20 protein-coding genes are annotated in these 26,533 nt (G+C 40.2%); 11 read left to right on the forward strand and 9 right to left on the reverse strand.

Annotation, left to right across the window (positions count from 1 at the left end; all coding sequences use genetic code 11):
* Positions 1-370 precede the first annotated feature (370 nt).
* The gene (gene ltrA / locus AC0L7T_RS05085; RefSeq protein WP_473341400.1) at positions 371-1,888 is read right to left on the reverse strand and encodes a group II intron reverse transcriptase/maturase; all 1,518 of its coding nucleotides are present in this window, start codon (positions 1,886-1,888) and stop codon (positions 371-373) included.
* A gap of 549 nt (positions 1,889-2,437) precedes the next feature.
* Here ltrA and guaA point away from each other — a divergent pair.
* From guaA to hemL, 3 genes are all read left to right on the forward strand, one after another.
* Positions 2,438-3,967: a glutamine-hydrolyzing GMP synthase gene (gene guaA / locus AC0L7T_RS05090; protein ID WP_473341401.1), complete on the forward strand. Its 1,530-nt coding sequence runs from the start codon at positions 2,438-2,440 to the stop codon at positions 3,965-3,967.
* Between the two features lie 150 nt (positions 3,968-4,117).
* Positions 4,118-5,776, forward strand: a complete 1,659-nt coding sequence (locus AC0L7T_RS05095; RefSeq protein ID WP_473341402.1) for an ABC transporter substrate-binding protein — start codon at positions 4,118-4,120, stop codon at positions 5,774-5,776.
* 4 nt (positions 5,777-5,780) lie between these two features.
* Positions 5,781-7,067, forward strand: coding sequence for a glutamate-1-semialdehyde 2,1-aminomutase (gene hemL, locus AC0L7T_RS05100; RefSeq protein WP_473341404.1), 1,287 nt, complete (start codon positions 5,781-5,783; stop codon positions 7,065-7,067).
* Between the two features lie 58 nt (positions 7,068-7,125).
* On the opposite strand, the gene AC0L7T_RS05105 is transcribed toward hemL, so the two are convergent.
* Positions 7,126-10,245, reverse strand: a complete 3,120-nt coding sequence (locus tag AC0L7T_RS05105) for a DUF5107 domain-containing protein (protein ID WP_473341405.1) — start codon at positions 10,243-10,245, stop codon at positions 7,126-7,128.
* Positions 10,246-10,819: 574 nt separating this feature from the next.
* On the opposite strand from AC0L7T_RS05105, the gene AC0L7T_RS05110 reads away from it, so the two are divergent.
* A complete protein-coding gene (locus AC0L7T_RS05110; protein WP_473341406.1) occupies positions 10,820-11,134 on the forward strand; it encodes an ArsC/Spx/MgsR family protein in 315 nt (104 codons plus the stop codon).
* Positions 11,135-11,162: 28 nt separating this feature from the next.
* On the opposite strand, the gene AC0L7T_RS05115 is transcribed toward AC0L7T_RS05110, so the two are convergent.
* From AC0L7T_RS05115 to AC0L7T_RS05125, 3 genes are all read right to left on the reverse strand, one after another.
* Positions 11,163-12,191 (reverse strand): metallophosphoesterase family protein, encoded by a 1,029-nt coding sequence (locus AC0L7T_RS05115; protein WP_473341407.1) that lies wholly within the window; start codon positions 12,189-12,191, stop codon positions 11,163-11,165.
* A 14-nt stretch (positions 12,192-12,205) separates the two neighbouring features.
* On the reverse strand, positions 12,206-13,480 hold the full coding sequence (locus tag AC0L7T_RS05120) for an amidohydrolase/deacetylase family metallohydrolase (RefSeq protein ID WP_473341408.1): 1,275 nt from the start codon (positions 13,478-13,480) through the stop codon (positions 12,206-12,208).
* Between the two features lie 150 nt (positions 13,481-13,630).
* On the reverse strand, positions 13,631-14,782 hold the full coding sequence (locus AC0L7T_RS05125; protein ID WP_473341409.1) for a 2-isopropylmalate synthase: 1,152 nt from the start codon (positions 14,780-14,782) through the stop codon (positions 13,631-13,633).
* Positions 14,783-14,921: 139 nt separating this feature from the next.
* Between AC0L7T_RS05125 and AC0L7T_RS05130 the strand changes: the two genes are divergently transcribed.
* Positions 14,922-16,505 carry a hypothetical protein gene (locus AC0L7T_RS05130; protein ID WP_473341410.1) on the forward strand — a complete coding sequence of 528 codons (1,584 nt, stop codon included), beginning with the start codon at positions 14,922-14,924 and terminating at the stop codon, positions 16,503-16,505.
* A 55-nt stretch (positions 16,506-16,560) separates the two neighbouring features.
* On the opposite strand, the gene rpmF is transcribed toward AC0L7T_RS05130, so the two are convergent.
* The 4 genes from rpmF to AC0L7T_RS05150 form a co-directional block, all read right to left on the reverse strand.
* Positions 16,561-16,752, reverse strand: coding sequence for a 50S ribosomal protein L32 (gene rpmF / locus AC0L7T_RS05135; protein WP_020891741.1), 192 nt, complete (start codon positions 16,750-16,752; stop codon positions 16,561-16,563).
* A gap of 18 nt (positions 16,753-16,770) precedes the next feature.
* Positions 16,771-17,328, reverse strand: coding sequence for a YceD family protein (locus AC0L7T_RS05140; RefSeq protein ID WP_473341411.1), 558 nt, complete (start codon positions 17,326-17,328; stop codon positions 16,771-16,773).
* A gap of 69 nt (positions 17,329-17,397) precedes the next feature.
* The gene (gene pdxA, locus AC0L7T_RS05145) at positions 17,398-18,417 is read right to left on the reverse strand and encodes a 4-hydroxythreonine-4-phosphate dehydrogenase PdxA (protein ID WP_473341412.1); all 1,020 of its coding nucleotides are present in this window, start codon (positions 18,415-18,417) and stop codon (positions 17,398-17,400) included.
* Between the two features lie 194 nt (positions 18,418-18,611).
* Positions 18,612-19,757: a DPBB and LysM peptidoglycan-binding domain-containing protein gene (locus AC0L7T_RS05150; protein WP_473341413.1), complete on the reverse strand. Its 1,146-nt coding sequence runs from the start codon at positions 19,755-19,757 to the stop codon at positions 18,612-18,614.
* A 146-nt stretch (positions 19,758-19,903) separates the two neighbouring features.
* Here AC0L7T_RS05150 and AC0L7T_RS05155 point away from each other — a divergent pair, with 146 nt between their 5' ends.
* The 6 genes from AC0L7T_RS05155 to AC0L7T_RS05180 all read left to right on the forward strand — a co-directional run bounded on the left by AC0L7T_RS05155 (position 19,904) and on the right by AC0L7T_RS05180 (position 26,528).
* Positions 19,904-21,271, forward strand: a complete 1,368-nt coding sequence (locus tag AC0L7T_RS05155) for an NfeD family protein (protein ID WP_473341414.1) — start codon at positions 19,904-19,906, stop codon at positions 21,269-21,271.
* Positions 21,272-21,361: 90 nt separating this feature from the next.
* Entirely contained in the window at positions 21,362-22,117 is a 756-nt protein-coding gene (locus tag AC0L7T_RS05160) for a lysophospholipid acyltransferase family protein (RefSeq protein ID WP_473341415.1), read from the forward strand.
* Positions 22,114-22,401 (forward strand): Asp-tRNA(Asn)/Glu-tRNA(Gln) amidotransferase subunit GatC, encoded by a 288-nt coding sequence (gene gatC, locus AC0L7T_RS05165; protein WP_473341416.1) that lies wholly within the window; start codon positions 22,114-22,116, stop codon positions 22,399-22,401. The genes AC0L7T_RS05160 and gatC overlap by 4 nt, the downstream gene beginning before the upstream one ends.
* Positions 22,401-25,178 carry a tetratricopeptide repeat protein gene (locus tag AC0L7T_RS05170; protein WP_473341417.1) on the forward strand — a complete coding sequence of 926 codons (2,778 nt, stop codon included), beginning with the start codon at positions 22,401-22,403 and terminating at the stop codon, positions 25,176-25,178. Before gatC ends, AC0L7T_RS05170 begins: the two co-directional genes overlap by 1 nt.
* Before the next feature lie 78 nt (positions 25,179-25,256).
* Entirely contained in the window at positions 25,257-25,973 is a 717-nt protein-coding gene (locus AC0L7T_RS05175; protein WP_473341418.1) for an ABC transporter ATP-binding protein, read from the forward strand.
* A gap of 6 nt (positions 25,974-25,979) precedes the next feature.
* Positions 25,980-26,528 carry a cob(I)yrinic acid a,c-diamide adenosyltransferase gene (locus tag AC0L7T_RS05180; protein WP_473341419.1) on the forward strand — a complete coding sequence of 183 codons (549 nt, stop codon included), beginning with the start codon at positions 25,980-25,982 and terminating at the stop codon, positions 26,526-26,528.
* The last annotated feature ends 5 nt before the right edge of the window (positions 26,529-26,533 follow it).

The raw sequence follows: 26,533 nt of genomic DNA on the forward strand, positions 1-26,533 counted from the left end.
GTTCAACACCTTCAGTGTTGGGTTTAGGGGTGTTTTTCTATCCCGTGGGTTGCCACCCACGGTTATTATTGTTCAGACCATTCAGGTCTGGGTTTTTGCTTCTTTACTAAGAGCCCGGAATGAGTGATATCTCCCAACAATGGGTAAAGCTCATCGTTAAAGGCATTATAATTTTCATATAGGTTTCAATCCTGAAAGGATTGCATGTTTTTAGCCATTTTGATGTATAGAAAAATATACGACCCCATCGGGGTCGCATCAACTTTACAAATTCCATTGCTAATCGGGATGGGTGGGCGGTATTCTACCGCCGTCCCCCCCACACCACCAGGCATACGCTTTAACGTACCATGGCGGTTTCTTCTAACGGTTAACCCTTCTGTACAGCGACCAAAGACCTAAGACCAATGTTTGCGAACCATGCCAGGCCCATGCCCTTTCGTACATATGGTAGGTTGGCCATAGGCCACCAACCATAGAATCTCACGGCGTTCCACGATTGACCCTCTGCTAATCCAAGAGACCTTAGAAAACGGTAGGTTGCGTATTTCCGCCCGTGTTGTTTTAGCGCATAACATCTGAGTCGGTTGCGTATCCATCCGTCCATTTCTCTTAATGAACTCAGCCATGTGTTGCATTTACGGTAGTAGATTGCCCAGCCTTGGATGATCAGGTTAAGTTCTTTTATAAGCCTCTTAAGCGGTATCGCCCGATTGCGCTTTGTAACTTCCCTGATCTTTACCTTGAACCTCAAGATACTTTTATCCGCTATCCGGATTTTGTCATCTCCCATGATCGTATGACCCAAGAATTTGACTTTATCACATCTGCGGACTCCGCTTTTCTCTAGGTTCACTTTTAGCTTGAGCTTCTTTTCGATATAGGTCGTGATGGATTCCAGCACTCTGTGGGCCGATCTTTCACTTCCCACAAAGATATTACAGTCGTCCGCATATCGTACAAAGCTCAGATCCCTTACTTCTAGCTCCTTATCCAGCTCGTCTAAAACTATGTTGGACAGCAGCGGCGATAGTGGGCCTCCTTGTGGCGTTCCCGCTATTCGTTGTGTCTCCACCCCGCCTTGCATGAGTCCGGCACGAAGGAATTGGTGGATTAACTTCAATAGTTTCTTGTCCGAGATACTATTCCTGAGCCGATTCATTAATCGGTCATGGTTGATTTCATCGAAGAAACTTTTCAAGTCTATGTCCACTACCCATATCTTGCCTTCCTTTACACATTCGCTCGCACGCTCTATTGCCTGATGGGCTGAACGGCCCGGACGAAAGCCATAGCTGTTTTCACTGAAGAAGGGGTCGAATACCATTTGCAGTTCTGTCTGTATACTTTGCTGTACTAACCGGTCTGCTACGGTCGGTATACCCAATAAGCGTGTACCACCGTTCGGTTTCTCTATCTCTACTCCCCTTACCGCATTTGGCTCATAGGTTACAGCCTTGAGTTGGATTTGTAGTCGTTTAATATTCGCTAATAACTCACGCTCGTATTCTCCAACCGTTGTTCCATCTATCCCGGCTGTCCCATTGTTGCTTTTCACTCTTCGGAATGCTTGGAGTAACTGCAACTGATCTGATATTTTGTCTACTGTGTTGCTGGTCAAGGCTCGCTGTTCTTCCAGTCGAGAAATTAACGCTATCTTCTGCTCTTTCCGAGAGGTTCCTCCTCTCTTCTTGGTCACAGAATCCTGTTCCTTGGCAAACAGATCTCCCTGTATGCCATGTTTGCATTCTTTCGATAGTTTGTTCTTTTTACTCACTTTAAGTTCACTTCCTTGTTTAGAAAATTCAGGCCTTCTCCTGACTTTTATCGTCAGGATACTATGCCCTCTGCTGACTTCTGTTGACTTGGATTCCTTCAGCACTCGCACGTACCTCCGGCAATTGCCCTAGTCACAGACCTCCCGGGGTAAGACTTTCTACTTTCATCCGATGCGGCTGAATTTACCAATAGATCCTTTGTCTGACTATTGGGATTAGACGCTGCAAAGTGCGCTTCCCCAAATCTATTGGCCTACTATTCAGTTTCTGTTCGTCCACATCTGGAGTTTGCCGCCGCCTTCCTTCAGATTTCCGGTCGCCCGGAACACCCTTGGCTTTAGCTATGGGGTTCCCGTCAGAGGGCCCCCTAGGGACTTGCTCTCTCCATTGAGATTGCTCACCCTTGAGTAGAATGCCATGCCCGGCACACTAAATATTTGACCCATTCTGGGTCTTTTTTTGGACCGTTTGAAGGTGAAATGCAGTTGCTGTTTAATATTCATTTTAGGACGTCTTTGATCTGAGTAGTTCGCCAAGACTTTAAAATATGCTATTACTTTTTTGGTTTTCTGCATTTTCACAAACCATTAACCCCAAATATTCTTTTGAAAATTCACCTTTTTATTTCGGGAATTGACAAGGGCTGATTAACTTTGCGCATGGCAGAACAGATTTTAATCCTAGACTTTGGTTCTCAATACACACAGCTAATAGCCAGACGTGTTAGAGAACTGGATGTATATTGTGAAATTCACCCCTTCAATAAAATCCCCCCAATTACTTCAGACATCAAAGGAATCATACTTTCGGGCAGTCCTTGCTCTGTTAGAGACAATGATTCTCCTGATCTGGATTTAGATGCACTTCGCGGTAAATTACCAATTTTGGGTATATGTTATGGTGCCCAGCTAATGGCTCAAAAATATGGTGGTAATGTAACCCCATCAGAAATTAGAGAATATGGAAGGGCCAAAATTTCTCACCTGGACACCCATTCCAAGCTTTTTAGGGAATTGACCCATGATTCTCAGGTTTGGATGTCTCATGGAGATACCATTAAGGATTTACCTGAAAGTTTCGAAACCATTGCAAGTACACACTCGGTAAAAATAGCCGCTTATAAAATACAGGGAGAAGAAACCTATGGTATTCAATTTCATCCCGAAGTAACCCATTCAACAGAGGGTAAGAATTTATTAAGAAATTTCGTGGTTCAGATTTGTGATTGTTCACAGGATTGGACCTCAGATGTATTTATAGATGCAACGATAGCTTCTCTTAAAGAAAGCATAGGTAAAGACCGTGTAGTTATGGGCTTGTCTGGTGGTGTGGATTCATCAGTAGCAGCCACCTTAATACACAGAGCTATAGGTGATCAATTGACTTGTGTCTTTGTGGACAACGGTCTCTTGAGAAAGAATGAGTATGAAGAGGTGCTGGAGTCTTACAAAGGCATGGGGCTGAATGTAATAGGTGTTGATTCCAAAAAGAAATTTTATGATGCCTTGGCGGGTATTTCTGATCCTGAAGGGAAAAGAAAGGCCATTGGCAGAACATTTATAGAAGTTTTTGACGAAGAAGCGCATAAAATTAAAGATGTGAAGTGGTTGGGGCAAGGAACCATCTATCCAGATGTGATCGAATCCGTTTCGGTCAATGGCCCATCAGCAACCATTAAATCTCACCACAATGTAGGTGGGCTTCCAGATTTCATGAAACTTAAAGTAGTAGAGCCGCTAAATACCCTTTTTAAAGATGGCGTAAGGGAAGTTGGTAAAGCTTTAGGGATCTCAGATGCCATCATTGGCAGACATCCTTTCCCAGGTCCGGGACTTGGGATTAGAATTTTGGGTGATGTGACCCCAGAAAAGGTGCAAACGCTTCAGGAAGTTGACTATATATTCATTCAAGGTCTGAAAGATGCAGGCTTATATGATGAAGTCTGGCAGGCGGGATCCATGCTGTTGCCAGTACAGTCTGTAGGGGTAATGGGTGACGAAAGGACTTACGAAAGAGTAGTGGCGCTTAGAGCGGTGTCCTCTGTAGATGGAATGACCGCGGATTGGGTTCATTTACCCTACGATTTCCTGGGAAAGGTATCCAATGATATTATCAATAAAGTGAAAGGTGTCAACAGGGTGGTATATGATATCAGCTCTAAACCACCGGCAACCATAGAGTGGGAATAAAAAAACAACAGAAAAGCCTGATGTAGCTATCAGGCTTTTTTATGTAAATTGCCTAAGGAAAATTTAATTTCGTAATTTTGGTAGGATGACGGTTTTTTGTGAAAAAAGGTACGAAGTTTGAAACTACACCATTAAAGAATTCTTCACCACATGAAAATAATACTATACTTTCTATTTCTTATTGTTCCCTTATCCTCTGTGTTTTCGCAGGAGGGTTTTGATCAATTTGAGCAAGCTAAAAAGCAAATAGAGCAGGGGAACCAAACAGAAGCAATGGAATTGCTGAGACCTTATCTTGATAAAGAGAAATACAGTTCGTTATCTGATTATGCAAGGTTTCATTTTGCCAGAGCAGCCTATGGCAACAGACAATATGAACTGGCGAAAGAAGCCCTGAATTCCCTTCTTGAAACCAGAGATTTTGCTCAAAAGGACGATGTACGTTATTTACTGGCTTTGTGTCAATTTCAGCTCTCGACCCCAAATGAGGCCCTGCGATTAATTGATCAAATTACTGACGAAACCTTGAAAAAAGAGGGGTATCGGGCAAGTTATAATTTCTTGAAGGTAAGTGCATCAAGTTCTTTAGCTGTCCAATATGGGCTTTTTCCTGAAAACGATGGCTTAGTCATGGCTTTAAAAGAAAGATTGGAGACCCAAAGCTCAATGTCCTCAACCGAAAGAGGCTTATATGAGACGATAAAAAACAGGGCGTTTTCAATGGGAGATGGAGATACCATTTTTGAGGCTAAGGACAAGGTTTTGGATATAGCTGTGGTATTGCCTTTTAATTATGACGGGAAATCTGGCGTGCAGTCTCTCAATTCAAATAACTTTGTTTTGCAACTGCATCAAGGAATAATACTTGCACTTGAACAAGCCAGATCAAAGGGTTTGAAATTGAATTTTAAAACTTTTGACACAGAGAGAAGTGATGCCAAAGTAAGGGGGATTCTTGAAGATCCATTCTTGCATAAAGCAGATATAATTATTGGTCCTTTATACCCTGAAGAGACAGCGCTAGTTGCCAATTTCGCACAACAAAAGCATATTCCACAGATTAATCCACTGTCCAATATAGATGACAATGTTAAGGAGTTTCAATATTCCTACTTATTCAGGCCTTCCATTCAGGCACTAAGCCAAAATGTAATGGACTATTGTCGCAAGTTTGAAGGAAGAAGAGTAGCATTGGCTTATTCAGGTACAAGTAGGGATGAATTATTGGCGGCTACTTTTGTAGATATGGCTAGAAATAGAGGGCTTCAAATAGTAAAGAATCAAAAAGTGTCTACTAGAGACATGCAGGGTTTTTTCGAGAGCCTTGAATTAAGTGGAGGTGGCACACCTACGGCGGATATTATGGTTATTTTTTCTGATGACCCCAATATTGCCTCACCTACTTTTGGTCTTGTAGAATCGTTAGGAGCGGGCATGCCAGTAGTGGTTATGGAAAGCTGGTTGTATTTTGATTTTGCTAATTATGACATGATGGAGGCCCAAAACTTCCATTTTGTTGGGAATAATACCGTAGATTTTAATAGTGGAGTGCTAGATGAATTCAGAGTAAACTACCTGAATATTTATAAAGCTTACCCTTCGTCATTTGCTTATATGGGTTATGAATTGGCAGATTTTGTGACAAAGGTTATCAATGAAGAAAATGGGTTTGACTTTCAGAAAAACCTTGACAGAAGAAATTTCATCGAAGGGAATTTGACCCTTGGATATAATTTCTCGCATGTGAAATTTAATAATTACGTTCCAATATTAAGTTTGGAAGAAGGCGTTTTGACTATTGAAGAATAATTAAATGACGACAAGCAAAAGCAAGCAACTTTTTGAAAAGGCTAAGAAATTCATACCTGGCGGAGTAAACTCACCTGTAAGGGCATTTAAGGCAGTAGGGGGTGATCCCATATTTATAGCCAAAGCCGAAGGCGCTTATATCTATGATGTGGATGGAAATCAATACATAGAAGCGATAAACAGTTGGGGGCCAATGGTGCTTGGACACAACCATCCATTGGTGCGTGAAGCTGTAATTAAAGCCATGGAGAATGGCACTTCCTTCGGAGCGCCAACAGGCTTAGAGGTTGAAATTGCAGAATTGATCACAAAAATGGTCCCTTCAGTAGAGAAAGTGAGAATGGTTAACAGTGGTACCGAAGCCACCATGTCGGCAGTTCGGCTGGCCAGAGGATATACAGGAAGGGAGAAATTCTTAAAATTTGAGGGGAATTATCATGGTCATGGTGATAGTTTTCTAATAGCTGCAGGTTCTGGTGCCATTACCATGGGGAATCCAAATTCACCAGGAGTTACCAAAGGGACAGCAAAGGATACTCTACTGGCTCCTTTCAATGACCTGGAAAAAGTGAAAGAAGTTGTGGCCGCAAATAAAGGAGAAATTGCTGCCATTATTCTAGAACCAGTAGCAGGGAATATGGGCTGTGTACTGCCTGAACCTGGGTTCTTACAAGGATTGCGAAAAATTTGTGATGATGAAAGCATCGTATTAATATTTGATGAGGTCATGACTGGCTTCAGGCTTTCTCCTGGGGGAGCACAGCAGCTGATGAATGTCATGCCTGACCTTACCACTATGGGTAAGATTATCGGTGGAGGCATGCCAGTTGGTGCCTATGGAGGCAAGGCTGAAATCATGGATTATGTATCCCCATCAGGACCTGTTTATCAAGCGGGAACGCTTTCTGGAAACCCAATTGCCATGGCCGCTGGCCTAACAATGCTAAACTACCTAAATGAAAACCCATGGGTGTATACCCAGTTGAGTAAAACGGGTGATACGCTGGTGGAAGGCTTAAAGGAGATACTTAACCGATTGGGACTTCCTTATACCATAAACAATTTGGGTAGCATGTATACGCTTTTCTTTACAGATCAAAAAGTAAAGAATTTTGCAGATGCCCAAACTTGTGATACAGGTTTATTTGGGAAATACTTTAGGGGAATGTTGGATAAAGGCATTTACCTTGCTCCTTCTCAGTATGAAAGTTTGTTTCTCTCAACTGCCTTGGAAAAATCACATCTTGATAAAATCTTAGATGCGAATGAGCAAACTTTAAAAAGTTTATAGGTTAAGTAAAGAAAAAAAAGGGAGTCTTTCGATATTTGAAAGCCTCCCTTTTTTATTATTAATAGATGGATTGGGTAGCTCCAATGATTTTATTTACGATTCCATTGTCTTTCTTGGTATCCGATACGGCTTCTCCATTATTTGAAGCGTAATCTAGAAGATTCGCAAGTTTGGTTACCGCAGAAGGGGATCCTTCCTTCTTGATTTTTTCTGTCAAATTATTTGCATCAGCTTCTTGGCCAGTATTTTTCAAGGCCAGTATTACAAGTGCTTGCTCTTGGCTATTTGTGCTCAACTTGTCAGCCTGAGAAATGACAGCTTCCATGTATTTTGAAAATTGCTGTTGATTATTTCTTGCTTTGTTCACCATTGCGGCCAAATAATCTTGAAGTATTTCTCTTGGATCAAAAGGCTTGCCTACACCCAGGTTTTCAGGCCAAATCCTTGATTTTTCAATTTTATTAGTTGCAGCGGTCCATTTTTTAGCCTGAATGTCTTGAAGCGCAGCATTTAGATAGACACTTTCATATAGCGTCCTGCCACCACCAGCACCTTCATGTGGTAGGACTTCAATTTTATCCAATAGGTTCATGGCAGTTTTATACTCACCATTTTTATTGAGTAGTTTGATGAATTCCATCTCAAGGACATAATTCCCAGAAAAAGCTTTTATAGCCTCTCTTGCAATAGCCATGGCTTTTTGATCGTCACCAGCTGCAACATGATGTTTGATGAGTTGAAAATAGGTTCTCCATTCTGTTTTGTCTATTTCCAGCGCTTTCTCTAGGTCTTTCAAGGAATTTCCTCCTTTTTGGTTGTCCAGAAGCATTGCCCTGCTCAAGTAAAAGGTAGCCTCATCAGCAGATTGCCCAATTGTTTCTAATAATTGGTAAGCTTCAGCTTCCTGATCCATGGCCATAAGGTTTAGGGCAAGGTAATAATCAACTTTCCAGGAAGACACTTCTGATTTAGCCCATTTAAGCATCGGTAGGGTTTCTTTTCGGAAAGGCAATACAAATGCTGTGGATTGATCCATCATTTGATTTAGTTGGGCCTCTTTTTGCGCAGGATCCAGATAGGCCAGCCATAAATTCACTAAGGCATGAGAAGGGCTGTTTTGCAGTACTTGGATGGCTGCTTCTGTCTGATTGTATTTTTTATATACAGCAGCCAATTCTAAATAAGTTTGATAAGGGAATTCATTGTTTATCGTTGCCTTAAATTTGGCCAATGCGGCAGGAGATTTATCAGTAAGGTACCGCTCAAATCGAATAAAATGATTGAGTGGATCGATCTCCCAAAGTTTATTCAAGGTGGCCTCAGCTGATTCTTTTTCTCCCTTTAACCTTTGGATTACTGCCAATGGTTGTAAAGCCATGATACTACTGGTGTTATTACGTAGCGCTTTTTTTGCAAAATCTTTAGCCTGGTTAAGTTGTCCCTCAGACAGGTATATTTCGGACATGATCGCATAGGCGGACGACCTGAATTCCATAGATCTGGCCGCCCAACCGAAGGCTTCAAGCGCCTGTGTGGACTGTCCTTTGGCCAAGTAAATGCTACCTGCTATGAAATTAGCCTGGTGGTCAAAATAATCGGTAGCCAAAGCTTTATAAATGTGCCCTAAAGCCTCGTCATATTGCGTAAAACGCAAAAGCAATTCAGCATAATCGATTCTTCCCTGTTGATGCCCTGGGGCATTCTCAAGTAATTCTTCATAGCTGGCTTTTGCCTTTTTATAGCTTCTGCTGTAGTAATGCTGCCTGGCCTCGAAATACAATTTTTGATCTGCAGAAAGTGTTGGCGCAGCCACTTTATCAAAAGGACGGGTGAGTTTCATGTCATCCGTTTCAGTCCACCTGTACAGTTGTTCACCTTTATAGGAGACCACCATTTCTTGCAAGGGTACGTCCAATTGAAACTCATGGGTGATTACATCCATTGGATTAGCCTGAACGGGAAAGGTTTGCGCAAGTTCCCCATTGACCTTAACTTCCAACGCGCCATCAACCTTCTGAAAGGGGTTAAAGCCCAATTTTACCAGGTTGTTTACTCGTTCTATGTGAATGACACCAATTTTGGATACGTCACTTATACCTCCTATTTGTTTGGCTGGAAACCAATAGTTCGACCATTGATCGATTGTGTAAGGGTCAAAGCCTGCCTTTGTAAGTGGGGTTGCTACATTTCTGGAGGGAGAAAATTGATTCAACATCCTTCCAGCCTGGAATTCCATGTATTGACCGTTTTTATCTGTCAATAGGTCTTCCCAGATCCCGCCGTTTCTAGACAATGCCCATAACCAGAGTTTTTTTCCGGGGCTATCATCGTAAGTTGAGAAATGGCCAAAACCGATTCCTTTCTTGTGGAAATATCCGCCAAAGTGATTTAAAAATGAACCGGCAATATGTTGGGATTTGCTACCTCCAAAATCATTGTTTTTATACAAGTTGAGGGCAATGCCATTTTGAACCGGCCAGTCTTTTACTTCTCCACTGTGTTGCAAAGCAATGTGCCCAGGGTAAAAGAATTCCTGATCGTTAGCCACATGAGCGGCTGCAGTCATCCAGTTGTAATAAGGTTGTCTCAGAGGTTCAGGATTGTACCAAACGGCCTCTGTTTCAAAGTAAGCCTTGTCTTTGGGCAAGTTGATTTTGACTCTCCACTGTGTTCTTGAAGGAAGATCAATGGTGCCTACCACGCAGGTGACACTGCCATCTTCATTTTCATAATACAGGTAATCAACAGGACTGGCTGTAGCTGGAGAATGGCCTATGATGCCAAAATTAAATTCAATACCTCCTGAAGTCCAGGGACCCCGCATGGCAATGTTTCTAAATTTCACGACTTCATTTTCATATATAAAATCCTCTGAAGTTGATTTTTCAATCGCGCCCCAGACTCTGCCACCTATCTCGGGCATCACCGTGACTTTTAGAAATTCGTTTTCAAGAGTGATTACATTCCATTCCTTTTTTTCAGGTTTTACACTGAAACCGTCAAAATTAAAATAGGGATAAATTCCCGGCTTGTGAGCAAGTGAAGGAATTGGGTTAGGGTCTGAGAAAGGATACGTCTCAAAAACGGTTGGCTGTTCGGAAATTTGTGCTTCCTGAGCTATTCCAAATTTTACCAAAGCCAACATCGAAGCGAGGAGGACTACTATCTTTAATTTCATATTAAGTAGGTCTTTTTTATAAGATAATCTTGTTTGAATATGGGGATAAGCAATAGCTATTTTGGGGTATTCGGGCGTAAAAGCTTTTCGCAGTATTAGATGTTAGTATTGAAACCGATTGATTTTCAATAGGTTTAATCTACTTGTGCGAGGTTTATTTGCTTATTCCTCAGTAAAATTTCCTTAATACAAATTAATAAGCAATCAATTTTTGATAAAGGGTTTCTTTTGGAGCAAAATGGAAGATGAAAAGCCTTTCTAAATGGTTTAACAATAGACCTTATTTATTGATTCGTTTTATTTTCATTTTTAAAAATGATGGCTAAAGTTTACCTCATGATTTTGAGTATTCTTTCATTTAAAGTGTCAATAGACGCTTTAAAAATCAGGGTTGGGAAAGTAATTATTCCGACTATTTCCGGGGCCAATTAGGGCTTTATTGTTACCTTTATTTGAGATTATTGCGATCCTATTTATTTAGGTATTGTGAGGAACTTACCGAAAAAACAATTATTTGAACCAATAAAAAAATAGCATGAGTGTAAAGATTTATGGGATAAAAAATTGTAATACGATGAAGAAGACCTTTACCTTGTTTGAAACCTTGGGCAAGGAATATGAATTTATCGATTATAAAAAGCAGCAACCAGCCAAGGAGCTTTTAGAAAGCTTTATTGAGACATTGGGATTAGATACCGTAGTCAATAGAAAAGGCACCACTTTTAGAAAGCTGGATGACGATACCAAATTAGCATTGGAAAGTAAGGCAACAGCAATTCCCATATTACAGGAAAAAAGCAGCATGATCAAACGTCCAATTTTGGTGTTTGAAGATGGAAGCATGCAAGCTGGATTTGACGAAGAGTTGATCCGAGCAAAATGCCAATAGTTTGATAAAACGGTTTGTATGTTTTTTCTTAGGAAAATTTCACTTTGTCAGCATTCTCCATAGGTAAAAAGTCCACATCCAAATAACCTCCAGAGGCATTGGGGCTGGTCAGAAACTGAGGGATACCCTTGGCCCAGTCAATGGTTTGGCGATGGATATGTCCTGCAAATACGCCCAAAAGGTTGTTGGTATTGAAAACCGCTTTGTGAAATTCCATGGTGGTGCTACTATGACCGTTCTCTGGCCAGCGTTCCCTTCGCTCAATTTCAAAATTCCTGTCATTTTGAGCATTGTAGTCAGGATGACCACAACCATAACCCATGCTTCTTCCTGGTGCATAAAGTGGAATATGCATCATTAGGAGCATGGGTTTTCCTTTTTTGGCTTCTGCTTCATAAAAGGCCAGTTGCTCGGGCAGTATTTCATAGTAACTGTTGTCAATATTGACCACATTTATCCCCTTCACTTCCACCGCATACATCAGTGGATTACGGCCCTTGTACAAGGGGAGTAACCGTTCGTTAATCCAGGTTTCTCTCAATTGGTGTAAGCTCCCTTTCATTCCTTCATAATGCCAGTCGTGATTGCCACTTGAATAGAAGTAGGGGATGCCCGTTTTTTCCAGTCGGTCAAAAGCCCATTCTATGGCTGCTTCTGAAGGGAAACTAAATAAATCGCCTGTCAGTGTGATTGCATCTGCATTTTCCTGCTTGGCAATTTCTAGTGTAGCTTCAAAAGCTTCCTCCGGATGGGTAGCCTTTCCAGTGAGAAAATGTTTGGTTTCATTGTAAGCTTTCGCCATTCTTCCGCTATACTCCCTGAACTTAACACCTCTTTCATCATCCCGCCATAAATGCGTGTCAGTGACATGCATGATTTTAACTTTTTGGCTCAGGTTGGGTACATTATAGGTGATTTTATGCCCATTTACACCTATTATAAAAGGATGTTTTTTGTAGTCTGCTTTTGGTTGTGCAGCCAATAGGCCATCGCTTACACCCAAGGCTAGTCCCGCAGACAATGCTCCGGCATTTTGGAAGAAATGTCGTCTTTTCATAAATAGGTTATTTTTTATTCATTCCACATTGGAGCAGTAAGGCCATTCAAGTCCCATACTACTTTACCAGAACGAACGGTCAATTCATTTTCTATTTTGTATTTGCCAGTCATTTTACCAATGCCTGTTTTTTCGGTGAAGCCGAAATTCCCTTCGAGAACATTGAAAATAGCAATGTCAGCAATAGCACCTTGGCTTAAATGGCCCAATTCTGGTCGCTTAATCACTTGAGCAGGTGTCCAGGTAGAGGCAGTTACTACTTCTTGTAAGTTCATTCCAATGTTAAGGAATTTGGACATTACATTGTTCATGTTCTTCATTCCACTCATGATACTACTCAAGTGGCTGTCAGTACTGATTGTGTTGGGTTTGATTCCTTGCTCAATGGAAGGAATGGCATGTTTGAATTGAAAGCTTGATCCGCCATGTCCCACATCATAGACAATACCTCTTTCTTGTGCAGCTTTAATGAATGGGCGTAATTCTCCTTTATCATCTACCAAGGCTTCTCTTCCTGGGCCACCACCACCAAAAATATGGGTATAGATGTCACCAGGTCTAAGTTTTTCCATGAATAGGGTCTCTAAAGACAGCGGAGGATTGGACCCACCGAAATCTACCATTACCGGGATGTCTGCCATCTCACCAGCTTTCACCAGTCGGTCTATTTGTTGCCATTGATGACCTGAAAAGTGGGCTACCTTGACCCCTACAATATAATCTGGAAATTGTTTGGCTATCAAAGCTGTCATCTTAGGATCCATGTCATCCAGGTTTTGTTCATATAGAGAGCCTTTCATTCCATGCCCTACTATATTGAGCATTACCAATACTCTTGTCCTTACCCTATCGATAACCTGTTCCTTAAACTGTACGAAATTTCTCCATCCGGAACCACCTGTATCTACTACAGTTGTAACTCCAAAAGGTAAAGTATAGCCATCAGGATGGATGGCACTGTAGCCACTACTGTATTGCCCTTTTGGGTCAAGACCGTAGAAATTATGCGTATGAATGTCAACCAGACCAGGACTCACGTACAATCCCGTGGCATCTATTACCTCTGCTGCCAAATCTGAAGCAATTGATTTTTGAACCAGCGCTATTTTATCACCTTTTATGGCAATATCCATAGGTTCATCAATATTGTTTTTTGCATCCATCAAATGTCCCCCTTTGATCAATAGATCATATTGTTGGGCGATGCCTTGTAGGGATCCGGTCCCCAGTAGCATAATTATGAAGGTTAATTTCAGCCAATTGGAGGCTAGTTTTTTAATGCTGTTCATGCGGTATTTTTTATTTTTTTAATTTCTTGGGATAATTTAGCGCATTAGCTTCGTAGTAGCAAGCAAATTTTGCTAATCGGCTTTTGGGGATGGCGAAAAAAAATGGAGGATGTAAGTCCTCCGTTTTTTTATTAGGTATTCTTTTTAGCTTTAAACCGCTTCAGAAATAATCTGGTGAATGTCTTCGTCCAGTATTTCCTTTTTCATATCAGCATGTTTCAAGAAAACATTGTAGACTTTGTCCAACTCCACTTTGGAAAGGGAATGGCCCACCTTGTGTGCGCGATAGGCAAGTGCAGCTCTACCTGACCTTGCGGTAAGAACGATCATGGATTCATCCACACCAACTTCCAATGGGTCAATGATCTCATAGGTCTCTCTATTCTTAATAACACCATCTTGATGGATGCCAGAAGAATGAGCAAAAGCATTGGAGCCAACGATGGCTTTGTTTGGCTGCACCATCATTCCCATTCTATCTGCTACAAGGCGACTAATTGGATTAAGCAATCTAGAGTTAATATTGTTGGTGAGGTTTAGCCTTGGGTGCTGCTTCATTATCATGGTGACCTCTTCCAAAGATGTGTTTCCGGCCCTTTCACCTATTCCATTGATTGTGCACTCAATTTGGCGTGCACCATTCATTATAGCGGCGATAGAATTGGCAGTGGCAAGCCCGAGGTCATTGTGGCAATGAGCGGAAATAATTACATTCTCAATTCCCCTTACATTGTCGACCAGATATTTTATTTTAGCGCCATATTCATCCGGGAGGCAGTAGCCTGTGGTATCAGGTATGTTTAGAACTGTGGCTCCAGCTTTGATGACTGCCTCACAAACCCTTGCGAGGTATTCATTGTCTGTTCTTCCAGCATCTTCAGCATAAAACTCTACATCCTCTACAAAACCTTTTGCATGCGCAACTGCTCCAGCAGCCCATTCAAGGATGTTGTCTCTATTGCTGTTAAACTTGTGCTTGATATGATAGTCAGATGTTCCTATACCAGTATGTATTCTGGCTCTCCGCGCAAATCTAAGCGCTTCGGCCGCCACTTCTATGTCTTTTTTTACGCCCCTGGAAAGCCCGCAAATGATAGGCTCCGTGATATTTTTTGATATTTCAATAACGGAATTAAAATCTCCGGGGCTGGAAATAGGAAAACCTGCTTCGATCACATCTACACCTAAAGCCTCCAGTTGTTGTGCTATTTCTATTTTTTGAGGGGTGTTTAATTTACATCCGGGCACTTGTTCCCCATCTCGTAGGGTGGTGTCAAAGATCAATACGTGATTCTCATCCATAACTTAAATATTTTAATAAAATCTAAAGTAGAACCTTCCATTAAGCCAATAAATTCGATTAACTTTATATGTCCGACACCTAACGTTTAAAAATGTCTTGTTATGTGTTGTAAATGAGGTGATTAAGTGAATTTAAATTATGGTACCCAATAGTAAAAAAGATTCTTTATTTGACTTGATAAATAGCTTGTCTCCTTCTGAAAAAAGGAATTTTAAATTGTTTGCCAAGAGGCTTGCCTCCAATGAAGGAGCTAAATTTCTTCTGCTCTTTGATGTTTTGGATAAGATGGGGACTTATAATGAGCGCCAGTTATTGGAAAAAGCCCCGGTTACCAAAAAGCAATTGTCAAATATGAAAGCGCATTTATACAAGCAGGTTTTAACTTCACTTCGGCTATTGTATGCCGACAGGAACATAGAACTGCAGTTGAATGAGCAAATAGATTTTGGGAGGATTTTGTTCAATAAAGGCTTGTACATGCAAAGCCTAAAAACGTTAGACAAAGCCAAGCAGGTGGCAAGCCAGTACAGTCTGGACACGATTATGCTTAGAGTTGTGGAAATGGAAAAAGTTATCGAGTCCCAACACATTACCAGGAGCATTGAAAACAGAGCGGATATTCTTAGTCAGGAAGCGGCAGCCTTATCAAAAAGGGTAGACCTAAAGAATCGGTTTTCAAGCCTTTCATTGCAATTGTATGGGATCTACTTAAAAACAGGTTATATCAAAGATCAGCAGGGCAGAGAAATGCTAGAGAATTTTTACAAGAAGAACATGCCTGTGTATGATTTTATGACACTTGGGTTTTATGAAAAAATGTACCTATTTCAAGCCCAGGTATGGTATTTCCATATTATACAAGATTTCCCTGTTTGTTATAGAGCAGCGCAACATTGGGTAGACCTGTTTCATTCTGAGCCTCAAATGATAAAAGTGGCCACAGGAAGTTACCTTAAAGCCTACCATTATTTATTGGATACCTTGTTCTATTTGGGGTATTATGAACGTTTTGCCACGGTGTTGAGGGAATTCATGGTGAGTGTGCAACAAAAGGATTTTGTTTTGGATGGGAATAGCAGGATTCTTTCCTTTCTTTACCTCTATTCCAATATGATAAACTTTTATTTCCTTAAAGGAGATTTTACTAAGGGGGTTAAAGAAATCGTTCCTGATTTATTAAGGGACATAGCGCCACTCAAACGAAAACTTGATGTGCATCACCTTATGGTTTTGCATTATAAAATAGCCTGCCTTTATTTTGGAAGCGGGGACAATGAAAAGGCAATTGTATACCTGGATCAGGTGATCCAGAACAGTCAAATAGGTTTAAGGGAAGATTTGCAATGTTTTGCCCATATCTTAAAATTAATTGCAAGCTATGAGGCTGGAATTGATGAGAAATTAGATGGACAGATCAGGAATGTCTACCGGTTCTTAATTAAGATGGATGATTTACATCAAGTCCAAAAAGAAATGATGCGCTTTATTCGTAATCTTAGTAGAATCTATGACCACGAACTTAAAGGGGCGTTCATAGAGCTAAGGGAAAAGTTACTTGTGTACGAGAACCATCCCTTTGAAAAAAGGGCGTTTTTATATTTGGATATTATTTCCTGGCTGGAGAGTAAAATAGAAAACAGACTTGTACAAGAAATTATCCGACAAAAATTTTCAGAGAAAATTAAGCGGGAAAAATATAAAATATCCAACAGCAACATATAATAAAGCTGCCTGGTCTTTAGCAAATCAGGCAGCCCTACAAGGATATTTGGAAAAATTAGGCTAAAACCTTCTTTTCCATAATTACCTGTCCTTTATAATACAATTTATCCTCAAGCCAAAATGCTCTATGAGGCAAATGAAACTCCCCTGTGGTAGGACACTGAGCCAAACCAGGTGCGTTTAATTTATAATGCGTTCTTCTTTTATCTCTTCTGGTTTTGGAAATTTTCCTTTTAGGATGTGCCATATCTATGTAATTTTTTGATTATTCGTTATTTTTAAAATTCTTCAAAGCTTTCCAAAACGGATTTTGGTCGTCTTTCATTTGTTCTTCTGTTAAGTCACTTTCTCCTGCTTCATAGACAATCCAGCCCTCGTTCTCATCTTCTTCGTCCTCATCCTCTTCTGTCAGGTGATCAGGATGAATTTTTTTTGCAGGGATGCCAAGCAAAATAAATTCATAGATCAATTGCATCACATTGATGCTTTGGGTGTCATGGGTTATGAAAAAGATCTCATCATCTATTTCTGCCTCTTCCTGCCCATACTTGTAAAGAATCTTATGAGACAAGTCAGTAGGATGATCAAAATCCTCAAGACTTCTGTCACAGGTAAGATTTACTTTCCCCTTCAGATTGAAATTAGCTTCAATTAAGTTAATTCTTTTATCAAGTTCTAAATCTACTTTAATGGCCACATCATTTACGATGTCACCACTGTTTTCAAAATGATCCAGGAACTCTGAGTCAATTTCAAAAGTGAAATTGTGCTTCCCTTCTTTCAGTGGGATAATGTCAATATCGAATTTCCTTATGAATTTCATTTTCTGAATTAAGACCGCAAATTTAGATAAATATTTCTGATTAATAAAATCTACCCTTCAATAATTTCACTAAGTAGTCGTTAAGTTTTCTTTTCTTTTAATCATATCATGTGCAAGAAAAATTGCGGATCGCATAGAACCTGCGTTTGCATCGTTTTTACCAGCGATATTGTAGGCAGTTCCATGATCAGGACTAGTTCTGATTATTGGAAGACCAGCAGTGAAATTTACACCCGAATCGAAACATAATGTCTTAAATGGGATCAATCCTTGGTCATGGTACATGGCCAACACGCCATCAAACTTTTTCTGATGCATCATTCCAAAGAAACCATCGGAGGGATAAGGACCAAAAACCAAAGCACCTTCTTCTTTAAAACTTTTCACTACAGGTTGGATGGTTTCTAGTTCTTCCATTCCCAAAAGTCCATCTTCTCCGGCATGCGGGTTTAAGCCCAAGACCGCAATTTTTGGTTTTGTAATGCCAAAATCATTCTTGAGCGAGTGGATCATTATTTTCAATTTGGCCCTAATGGCTGTACCTGTGATCCCACTTGCGATGTCCTTAAGAGGGATGTGTCCAGTTACCAATCCAATGCGCATGTCTTCTGATACCATAAACATCATGCTTTCCTTAGTGTCAAATGCATTGGTCAGGTACTCAGTATGGCCCACAAATGGAGTTTCAGTACTGTTTATGTTGTTTTTATTTAGAGGAGCAGTAACTAAAGCATCCAATTGACCGCTTTTTAGGTCCACTATGGCTTGATCTATGGCGGCTAACGCCATGGTGCCCGCGTCTCTGGTTTCTACACCAGGCATGACCTCAGGTGATTCCTGTACAACATTAATGACATTGATTTTTCTATGGTGGATCTCCTCAATACTCTTGATTTGAATAAAATTAAAATCATTCATATCCAATGCTTTCCTATAATAGGTAAGCGCCTTGCCATGGCCGTAGATGACAGGTGTAATCATTTTTTGAAGCCTGTTGTCCAACAAAGCTTTCATGGTAACCTCTGCACCAATTCCATTGATATCACCTATGCTAATTCCTATTACGGGTTTATTCTTTTTTATGCTCATGGCCTTTTTATCTTTGGCTAAATGACAAAATTATATGATAATTTAATCCTGATTCTAATACAGTAGGTTTTACCAATTTGGAACCTTTGTCCATATACAAATGGCTGGTGATCGTCTATAGATCTTCCCTTCTTTCTTAGACAAGGTGAGTATTAATTAACTAAGCCTCTTGTTTAATTAGACAAAATAAATAATTAATAAGATACCTCAACTCTGAAGCGAGAGTTCACTGCTTTTAACTGATCAAAAGCTGCTTTAGATAATTTGATCAGTAATTTACTGTTATCACCTGTTTCAGGTAATACACCAACTACCCTTGCGAAAACTGTCACATCATTTTCTTCATTTCTAACCCTCATGATAGTTCCTACTGGTGCATTTCTATGCAGAACCAGAAATTTCTTGTGGTTTCCTGTTCCCTCGATCACCTCTGCCTGACCACTTTCACTAACATTTTTGAAAGCGGTGGATGTGCTGACGTTATTTGTTGGTGGTGTTGAAGCAGTTTCGGTCTTGGTCTGTTCAGAGGTAGATGTGCTGTTACCTGGTAATTGAGTAACGGGGATATTTGCATTGGTCTCCCTACTTACTTTTAAGGTTTGTCCCACGGACAGATTGTTAGAAGAGAGTCCATTCCACTTGATGATGTCGGCTACATTGGCTTCATACTTCCTTGCTATGGCAAACAATGTTTCACCCTGTATCACTTGATGAGAAATCCAATTGCCCGTAGTAGAGACTGTTGGAGAAGCCAGCACTGATGGGCTCGTGACCACAGGGACATGTGCTTTTTCAGTTTTTTCCTTCGGTTGTTTTTTTGGGGTATTTATTTTTTCTGTGGCAACAGCAACTGTTTGATCAGCTATAGCAGCCGTTTCTTCTACCTTTTCCTCTACGATAGGTTTTGGGGTGTCCTTAACGCCTTCTATTATAAGTGCTTGTCCAACACTAAGGTCAGTTCCTTTCAGTCCATTGGCTTCCATCAATTTATCCATGCCGATATTATAGGATTTGGCAATGGAAAACAAGGTCTCACCTGGTGTTACATGGTGGACTTTTGCACCTTCCGGAATCATCTTTTCCTCAATATAAGGAACCCTAATGCGTTGCCCGATTTTCAGACCATCCTTTAAATTGTCATTGTTTTGGACGAGATCATTTACTGGGGTGTTGTACCTTCTTGAAATCCCAAACAAAGTCTCTTGCGGGTCTACCTGGTGAATAATAAAGGTTTTACCTCCTATTTTTTCTATCCCCACAGAATCCGATTCCACAAGTAATGCTCCTTTAGACGGGACAGCAACACCAATCATCCCAATAATCAATATCCAGCACTTCATTTTACTAACGGTTTTTAACAATAAATTTCTAATAATCATGCAAATTTGATATTTATTTTATCAATTGCAACTCCATTTTATACCAATAGGGGCGATGACCATTTTTATTGGTATATTCATACAGAAATATTAAACAGGTATTATAAATGAAACTCTCTTTCGGTTTATTCCTCTATATATTATTCAATTTTATTGGAACCCCCATTGCGCTGGCACAATCTGAACAATCTAAGGACTCTCTTCAGACAGTATATGTGTTTGAAATGAAGGACGATATAGACCCTAGAATGAACAGGAAAGTAAGAATGGCTATGGAGGATGCTGCAGAGAAAAAAGCAGCATTGATTATCGTTCATATGGATACTTATGGAGGGGCAGTAAACGATGCTGATGATATTAGAACACTCTTTTTGGAATCAAAAATCCCCATCGTTTCTTTTATAGACAAAGATGCGGCATCCGCTGGCGCTTTGATTTCCATTGCATGTGATAGTATTTATATGGCAAAGGGTGGAAGCATTGGTGCAGCCACCGTGGTGATGGGAGGATCGGGTGAAGCAGCGCCGGACAAATACCAATCTTATATGCGCTCCATGATGCGGAGTACCGCCGAGGCAAGGGGCAGAGATCCTAAAATTGCGGAAGCCATGGTCGATGAAAATATAGAGGTGGAAGGAGTGTCTAAAGAGGGTGAAGTCATTACCTTTTCAGTTTCAGAGGCTATTGAGAATGGATTTTGTGAGGCTGAAGTCTCCTCAATTGAACAAATTGTGGAGCGGTATGGGTTTGAGGATTATGAAATTTACGAATATTCTCCATCGGCAACTGAAGACATTATCTCGCTTTTTCTTAACCCAGCCGTAAGCGGATTTTTGATCCTGATCATATTTGCGGGTATTTATTTTGAAATACAAACGCCAGGTATAGGTTTTCCACTTGCAGCGAGTGCAATAGCGATAATACTTTATTTTATCCCCTATTACCTTACAGGGCTTGCCAGTAACTGGGAGTTGGTGGTCTTTATTGTGGGAATAGTTTTGTTGGCTTTGGAGATATTTGTAGTGCCAGGATTTGGTGTTTTTGGAATCCTGGGGATTGTCTGTATTCTTTCCGGATTAACGATGGGAATGCTGCCAAATGAGCAGTTTGACTTTACTTTCGTTAGTTCCGGGAAACTATTCGCTGCTTTATTAACGGTGATTTTAGCAGCTACAATTGCCACCGTATTGATTTTTACCTTGACGCCAAAAATCAATCAATGGGAAAGTTTTAGCAGAATCTCATTAGCAGATACCCAACAGAAATCCGATGGGTATACGGCCACTTCGTATGGTCAGGATTTGCTTGGGAAAGTAGGGGTCTCTCATACTCGTTTGATGCCCAGTGGAAAAGTGATCATAGATGATGAGTTGTATGATGCCTATTCCAGAGGTGAATTTATTGAAAAGGGAGAAAAAATTAAGGTGATAAGTACTGAGGGAACCTCGTTGAGAATAAAAAAAATAGAGGCTTAATCTTACTATCTATTCGGGAGGAAAATCCTGCTTTTTTGCCCATGCCCCTTGATTTTACAAAATCCCTGAAACTAAACCATCTTTTACAGAATGAAATTTATTAGAAGGATTTATTCTATCTATGGTTTTATCGGGTTTATTATGGCTTTCCTCATATTGTTGCCAATATTTATATATACCATAGAGATTTCAGGTAAAAAAAATCAAGGCAGAAAACTCAATAGAATTTGGTCCAAATTGTTTTTTGGAATGCTTTTTTTTAAAGTGGAAATTGAGAATCGAAATCATTTGAAGAAAAGTGACCAATTTATTTTCGTTGCCAATCACTTCTCTTATTTGGATATCCCTGTTTTAGGTTTAATCCCATTTGATCTGGTATTTATTGGGAAAAGTTCACTTAATAAACTACCGCTTTTTGGTTATATGTTTCGAAACCTACACATTGGAGTGAATAGAGACAGTATAAGAAGTAGGGGAGAATCGATATTGAAGGCTAGAAAAGTACTGGATGAGGGTGCGAGTGTGGTTTTTTTTCCTGAAGGGGGTATTTATAGTGAACGTCCTCCAACAATGGCTAAGTTTAAGGATGGGGCTTTTAAATTGGCTTTGGACAAACAAATTCCAATAATTCCTGTCACTTTATCTTACAATCACTTAATTTTGCCGGACGATGGGAAGTTTTTATTGCGCCGCAAGCCAATAAAAGTAATCCTACATGAGCCCATTCTCGTTGAAGGATATGGGACAAAAGAAGTAAATGAGCTTAAGCGACAGTGTTTCAGTGTTATACAGGAACAGCTTAACAAAGACAATAATCGATTAGCGAATAAAAAAGACGATTCATGAAACTAGATATCAATTCTCTTAAAAAAATTGCTCACTTAGCCAGGCTTGAGTTTGACGAAAATAGTGCGAAAAAAATGACAGCTGACATGACTCAAATCTTGGACTGGGTTGAAAAACTAAATGAGGTGGATACCAGTAATGTGGAGCCCTTGATTACCATGTCATCTGAAGAAAACATCATGAGGAAGGATGAAGTTGGAGCTCACCTGGAACACGAAAAAGGATTGAAAAATGCTCCCCAAAGAGATTCTGATTATTTCCGTGTTCCAAAAGTTATGGAATAATGCGGCGCTCGATTTGGCAGCGCTCAATTTTTTTTATCTTTCTGGTTGTACTTATTGGTTCAGGGGCTGGGCTGCTTTGGATAGTTACATCGGGGAGTGCTTTTCAGTCGATTGAACTTTTAACCCTCTCGGAGGGGGTCGATGTTCCTTTGGGTAAGTTCCTTTCGGCCTCTGGGTTTATTGAATTGGAGGTTCAGAATTTCCTTCTCTTTGATCAGTTCCAGGCTGTGCCCCCCCTTACTTTTCCGGTCTTAACCCAGGTGATGGGGCTTGGTGTGTGGGCCCTTTTGATATTGTTTATTGTATTAATAACATTGCTTAAACGGCAGGCTTTTTTGATCGGAGCAGGGCTGTTGATTTTATTGTTAAGCATTAGTGGCGTGAATAGCTTGAACATTGGGGGAGTAGGCACCAATTATGCCATGGCCATTTGTTTGCTTTTTCTTTTGGCTCCAGCAGCTATTGTCCACCTCTTCTTCGATTATCTGTCATTAAGGTTCAGAATGGTTTTGATTTTAGGGATGGGCATTATGTGCTTGGCAGTTTTGATTTACTTTGCTCAAGCTCCCTCGCCAACTTATTTATTTTCTGAAAATATATTTTTGATGGCCCTTGTTATGGCCTGCGCTTTTATCCTCTATACGGGGCACTCTTTTGTGTCAGGGACTTATTTGGTTCTGTCCAGGTTGAATCGTGATATTGGTATCAAAATCGGGTGGCACTTTGCTATTATTTCAAGCCTATATTTGGGGTTTATGGCCTTGGTATTCCTGGAAGTTACGGGTGATTGGATTAAATGGCCATTACCTCCTTTTCAACTTTTACTCGTTTTGATAGGTGTCATTGGCTTCTTTGACACGCACTATAAAATCAAATATTCTCCCCAGACTTTCAGTGAAGCATGGATAGGCAAGTCTTTTTATTTAGGGGGCTTTGCTATCTGTCTACTGGTACTTTTTAAAGCGGAACTTTCAGTTAATACACCCATGGTTGATTTTTTACACCATGTGTTTGCCTATAGCCAATTGGGTTTTGGTCTGTTGTTTACATTGTACATCTGGGTAAATTTCTCGGCTATCATGAACAGTGGAAATGCCATTGAAAAAATAATGTATAATCCTCCCTTTTTCCCTTATTTTCACATGAGACTAGGAGGAATTATGGCGGTGTTAATTTTGATGGTTTATGCGCAAGGGATAATAGCTATACAGTTCAGCACTTCGTCTACACAGCTGTCTGCTGATTATTATTATACTACTAAAAGGCCTGTTGAAGCATCCGTCCTTTACGAAAATGCTTTCGATAGGTACCGGGCAAATGACAAAGCACTTTATGCAGTAAGCAATATTTACCTGGAGCAGAATCAACCCACTTTGGCCTTGAAAACATTGGAGCGAAGTTTTGAACATAACCCACAGGTAACTGATATCTTGCTATTGAGTTGGTTGTTAGAAAAGCGATCCAGGACTAATGAAGCTGTTTTTTACCTGGAGGAAGGATTAAAGTATTATCCAGGGAACCCTTACTTAGCCAATAATCTTGCTTTGACTTACCATAGAATGAATCTTCCGAAAGAGGCCTTAAATACGCTGGATAAAATGGATGGGTTTAAGGAAGTTAGAACACTCAATGCTACTGGGATAATGGTTGCCCATGATGTTCCCCTGAAGGAAGAAAACACCCTCATGAGAGGGTTGAAGAATGAAATTAACCTCTTGGCAGCGGATAATAAGGGGGGCAATACTTCGGTTTTTGAGCTTGAGTTGGATAATCGTTCCCTTGCAAATGATGTGGTAGGGAGGTCACTGCTAAGGAATTACCTAACCAATACCAGAGATGGGAATACTGGATTTGCTTTCAGCGCTCAAATAGACTCCATGTTAGTGCAAGAAAATCTCCCGCTTTCTATAGAGCAAAATTTAAAAGAATCGGCCTTAATATTTAAATATAACTCAGGGGACATCAAGGTATTGCTTGAACACTTAAACGGCATGGCTTTTAGATTTAACCAGTATGCGGGCTTTTATCATGCCTTTGCAGGATGGGTGCTTTCTGAGCAGGGTGATTTTGAAAAAGCGGCAATTGAATGGAAACAGGCATCCTTAAAGGGTTATTCAAAATTTATTCCAGCCCATTTGCCCTTTTTGTACTTCGGGGGAATGAAAGAAGAAGCAACTTTTATTTCTGGAACTCAAAACGTGAAATTTCCAGATTGGATGGGTTTTGATAATTCAGGGCAATTATTGCCCAATGATACCGTAAAGCTCTACCAAACCTTGGCGTTTTTACCCAAAATGCTTGGTCAAGAATTACTTCCTTCCCTGGCTTCCCTGAAAAATGAAATGAATAAAGGCATTCTTGCCAAAGAGATATTACAAAAAAAATCACAGTGGCTTGATGAAGATGAGATCAAAAGGTTGCTTACAATGGCTAAAAGTTACGAGCAAGCCACTGGTCAGGATTTTTACTTGGAAAGTTTCCTACAAGCTGTAAAAGTCGGTAGTGAGGAAGATACTGAAAACATTGGGGGAGAAGGGCTTAATCCCTACTTAACTCCTCTTGTTCTGGCAAAAGTCAACCAATTGAAGGACAATGAAAAGCGGTATGAAATGCTACAGGGAGCTTGCCAATTTAACAAGGATCCAATTTTATGGATAACGTTAGTTAAATATTGCCGTATAATTGGATTAGATCAATACGCAAGCGCTAACCTAAGGCTTATGAGTGAATGGATTAGTCCAGAGGACTTGACTGAATTACAGTTGAAATTCCTATAAACCCTTTGGTATAATTTAACAAGTTGAATTCCTGTTTTTGAGCAATATACCCTATCTTCACATTTTAAATCCCAATCTATGCCAGAAATTATTAGAACCAAGGAAATACGTAAAGTTTACAGAATGGGGACTGAGGAAGTGCAAGCACTGAAATCGGTAAGCATTGAGGTAGACAGAGGAGAGTATGTGGCTTTTATGGGTCCTTCTGGCTCAGGGAAGTCTACTTTGATGAATATCATTGGTTGTCTTGATACTCCCAGTGCGGGACAATACATCTTGAATAGCAAAGATGTAAGTGACATGACTGAAGATGAGTTGGCAGAAATAAGGAACAAGGAAATCGGTTTTGTTTTTCAAACTTTCAATTTATTACCACGTGCAACTTGTTTGGAAAATGTGGCATTGCCATTAATATATGCTGGATATAACAAGGCTGATAGGGAGGAAAAGGCTTTTCTTGCCATAAAAAGCGTTGGCTTGGATGATCGTATTCATCACAAACCAAATGAATTGTCTGGTGGGCAAAGACAACGGGTAGCCATTGCCCGGGCTTTGGTAAATGACCCTAGTATCATTCTGGCAGATGAACCAACGGGTAATTTGGATAGTAAAACTTCCTATGAAATAATGGATCTTTTCCATGTCTTGCATCAAAAAGGGAATACCATTATTATGGTTACGCATGAGGATGATATTGCCCATTATGCACATCGGGTAATTCGGCTTAGAGATGGACTCGTAGAATCTGATGAAAAAAATCCCAATCCTACTGTTATAGATAAAACCATTGTGTGAGAACAAATGAAAATTTATACCAAAACGGGAGATAAAGGCAAAACATCCCTTTTTGGAGGGACCAGAGTAAAAAAGTCACATTTAAGAATTGATGCCTATGGGAACATCGATGAATTAAATGCAAATATTGGATTGTTGAGAGACCAGATTTCTAATGAAACCATTTCAGAGGTACTGTACAAAGTGCAGGACAGACTTTTTGTCATTGGTGCTATTTTGGCCTGTGATCCTGAAAAAAAAGGGGGGAAGCTTCCTCTTATAAAGAAGGAGGATGTTTTTTTTCTTGAATTGGAGATTGATGAAATGGAAGGAAACCTTTCTCCCTTAAAAAATTTTATTATACCAGGCGGGCATCCAGTGGTTTCTTCGGCTCATATTGCACGTACAGTATGCAGAAGGGCTGAAAGAGCAATGGTTATGCTGTCCGAAAGTTCTCCGGTGGATGAAATATTGCTGGAATATATCAATAGGCTATCTGATTTTCTGTTTGTACTAGGAAGGCAGTTGGCAAAGGAATTAAATGTAAATGAAATCACTTGGCATCCAAGTGAGTAAGTAGC

The sequence above is a fragment of the Cyclobacterium sp. 10D3-21 genome (assembly GCF_055809755.1).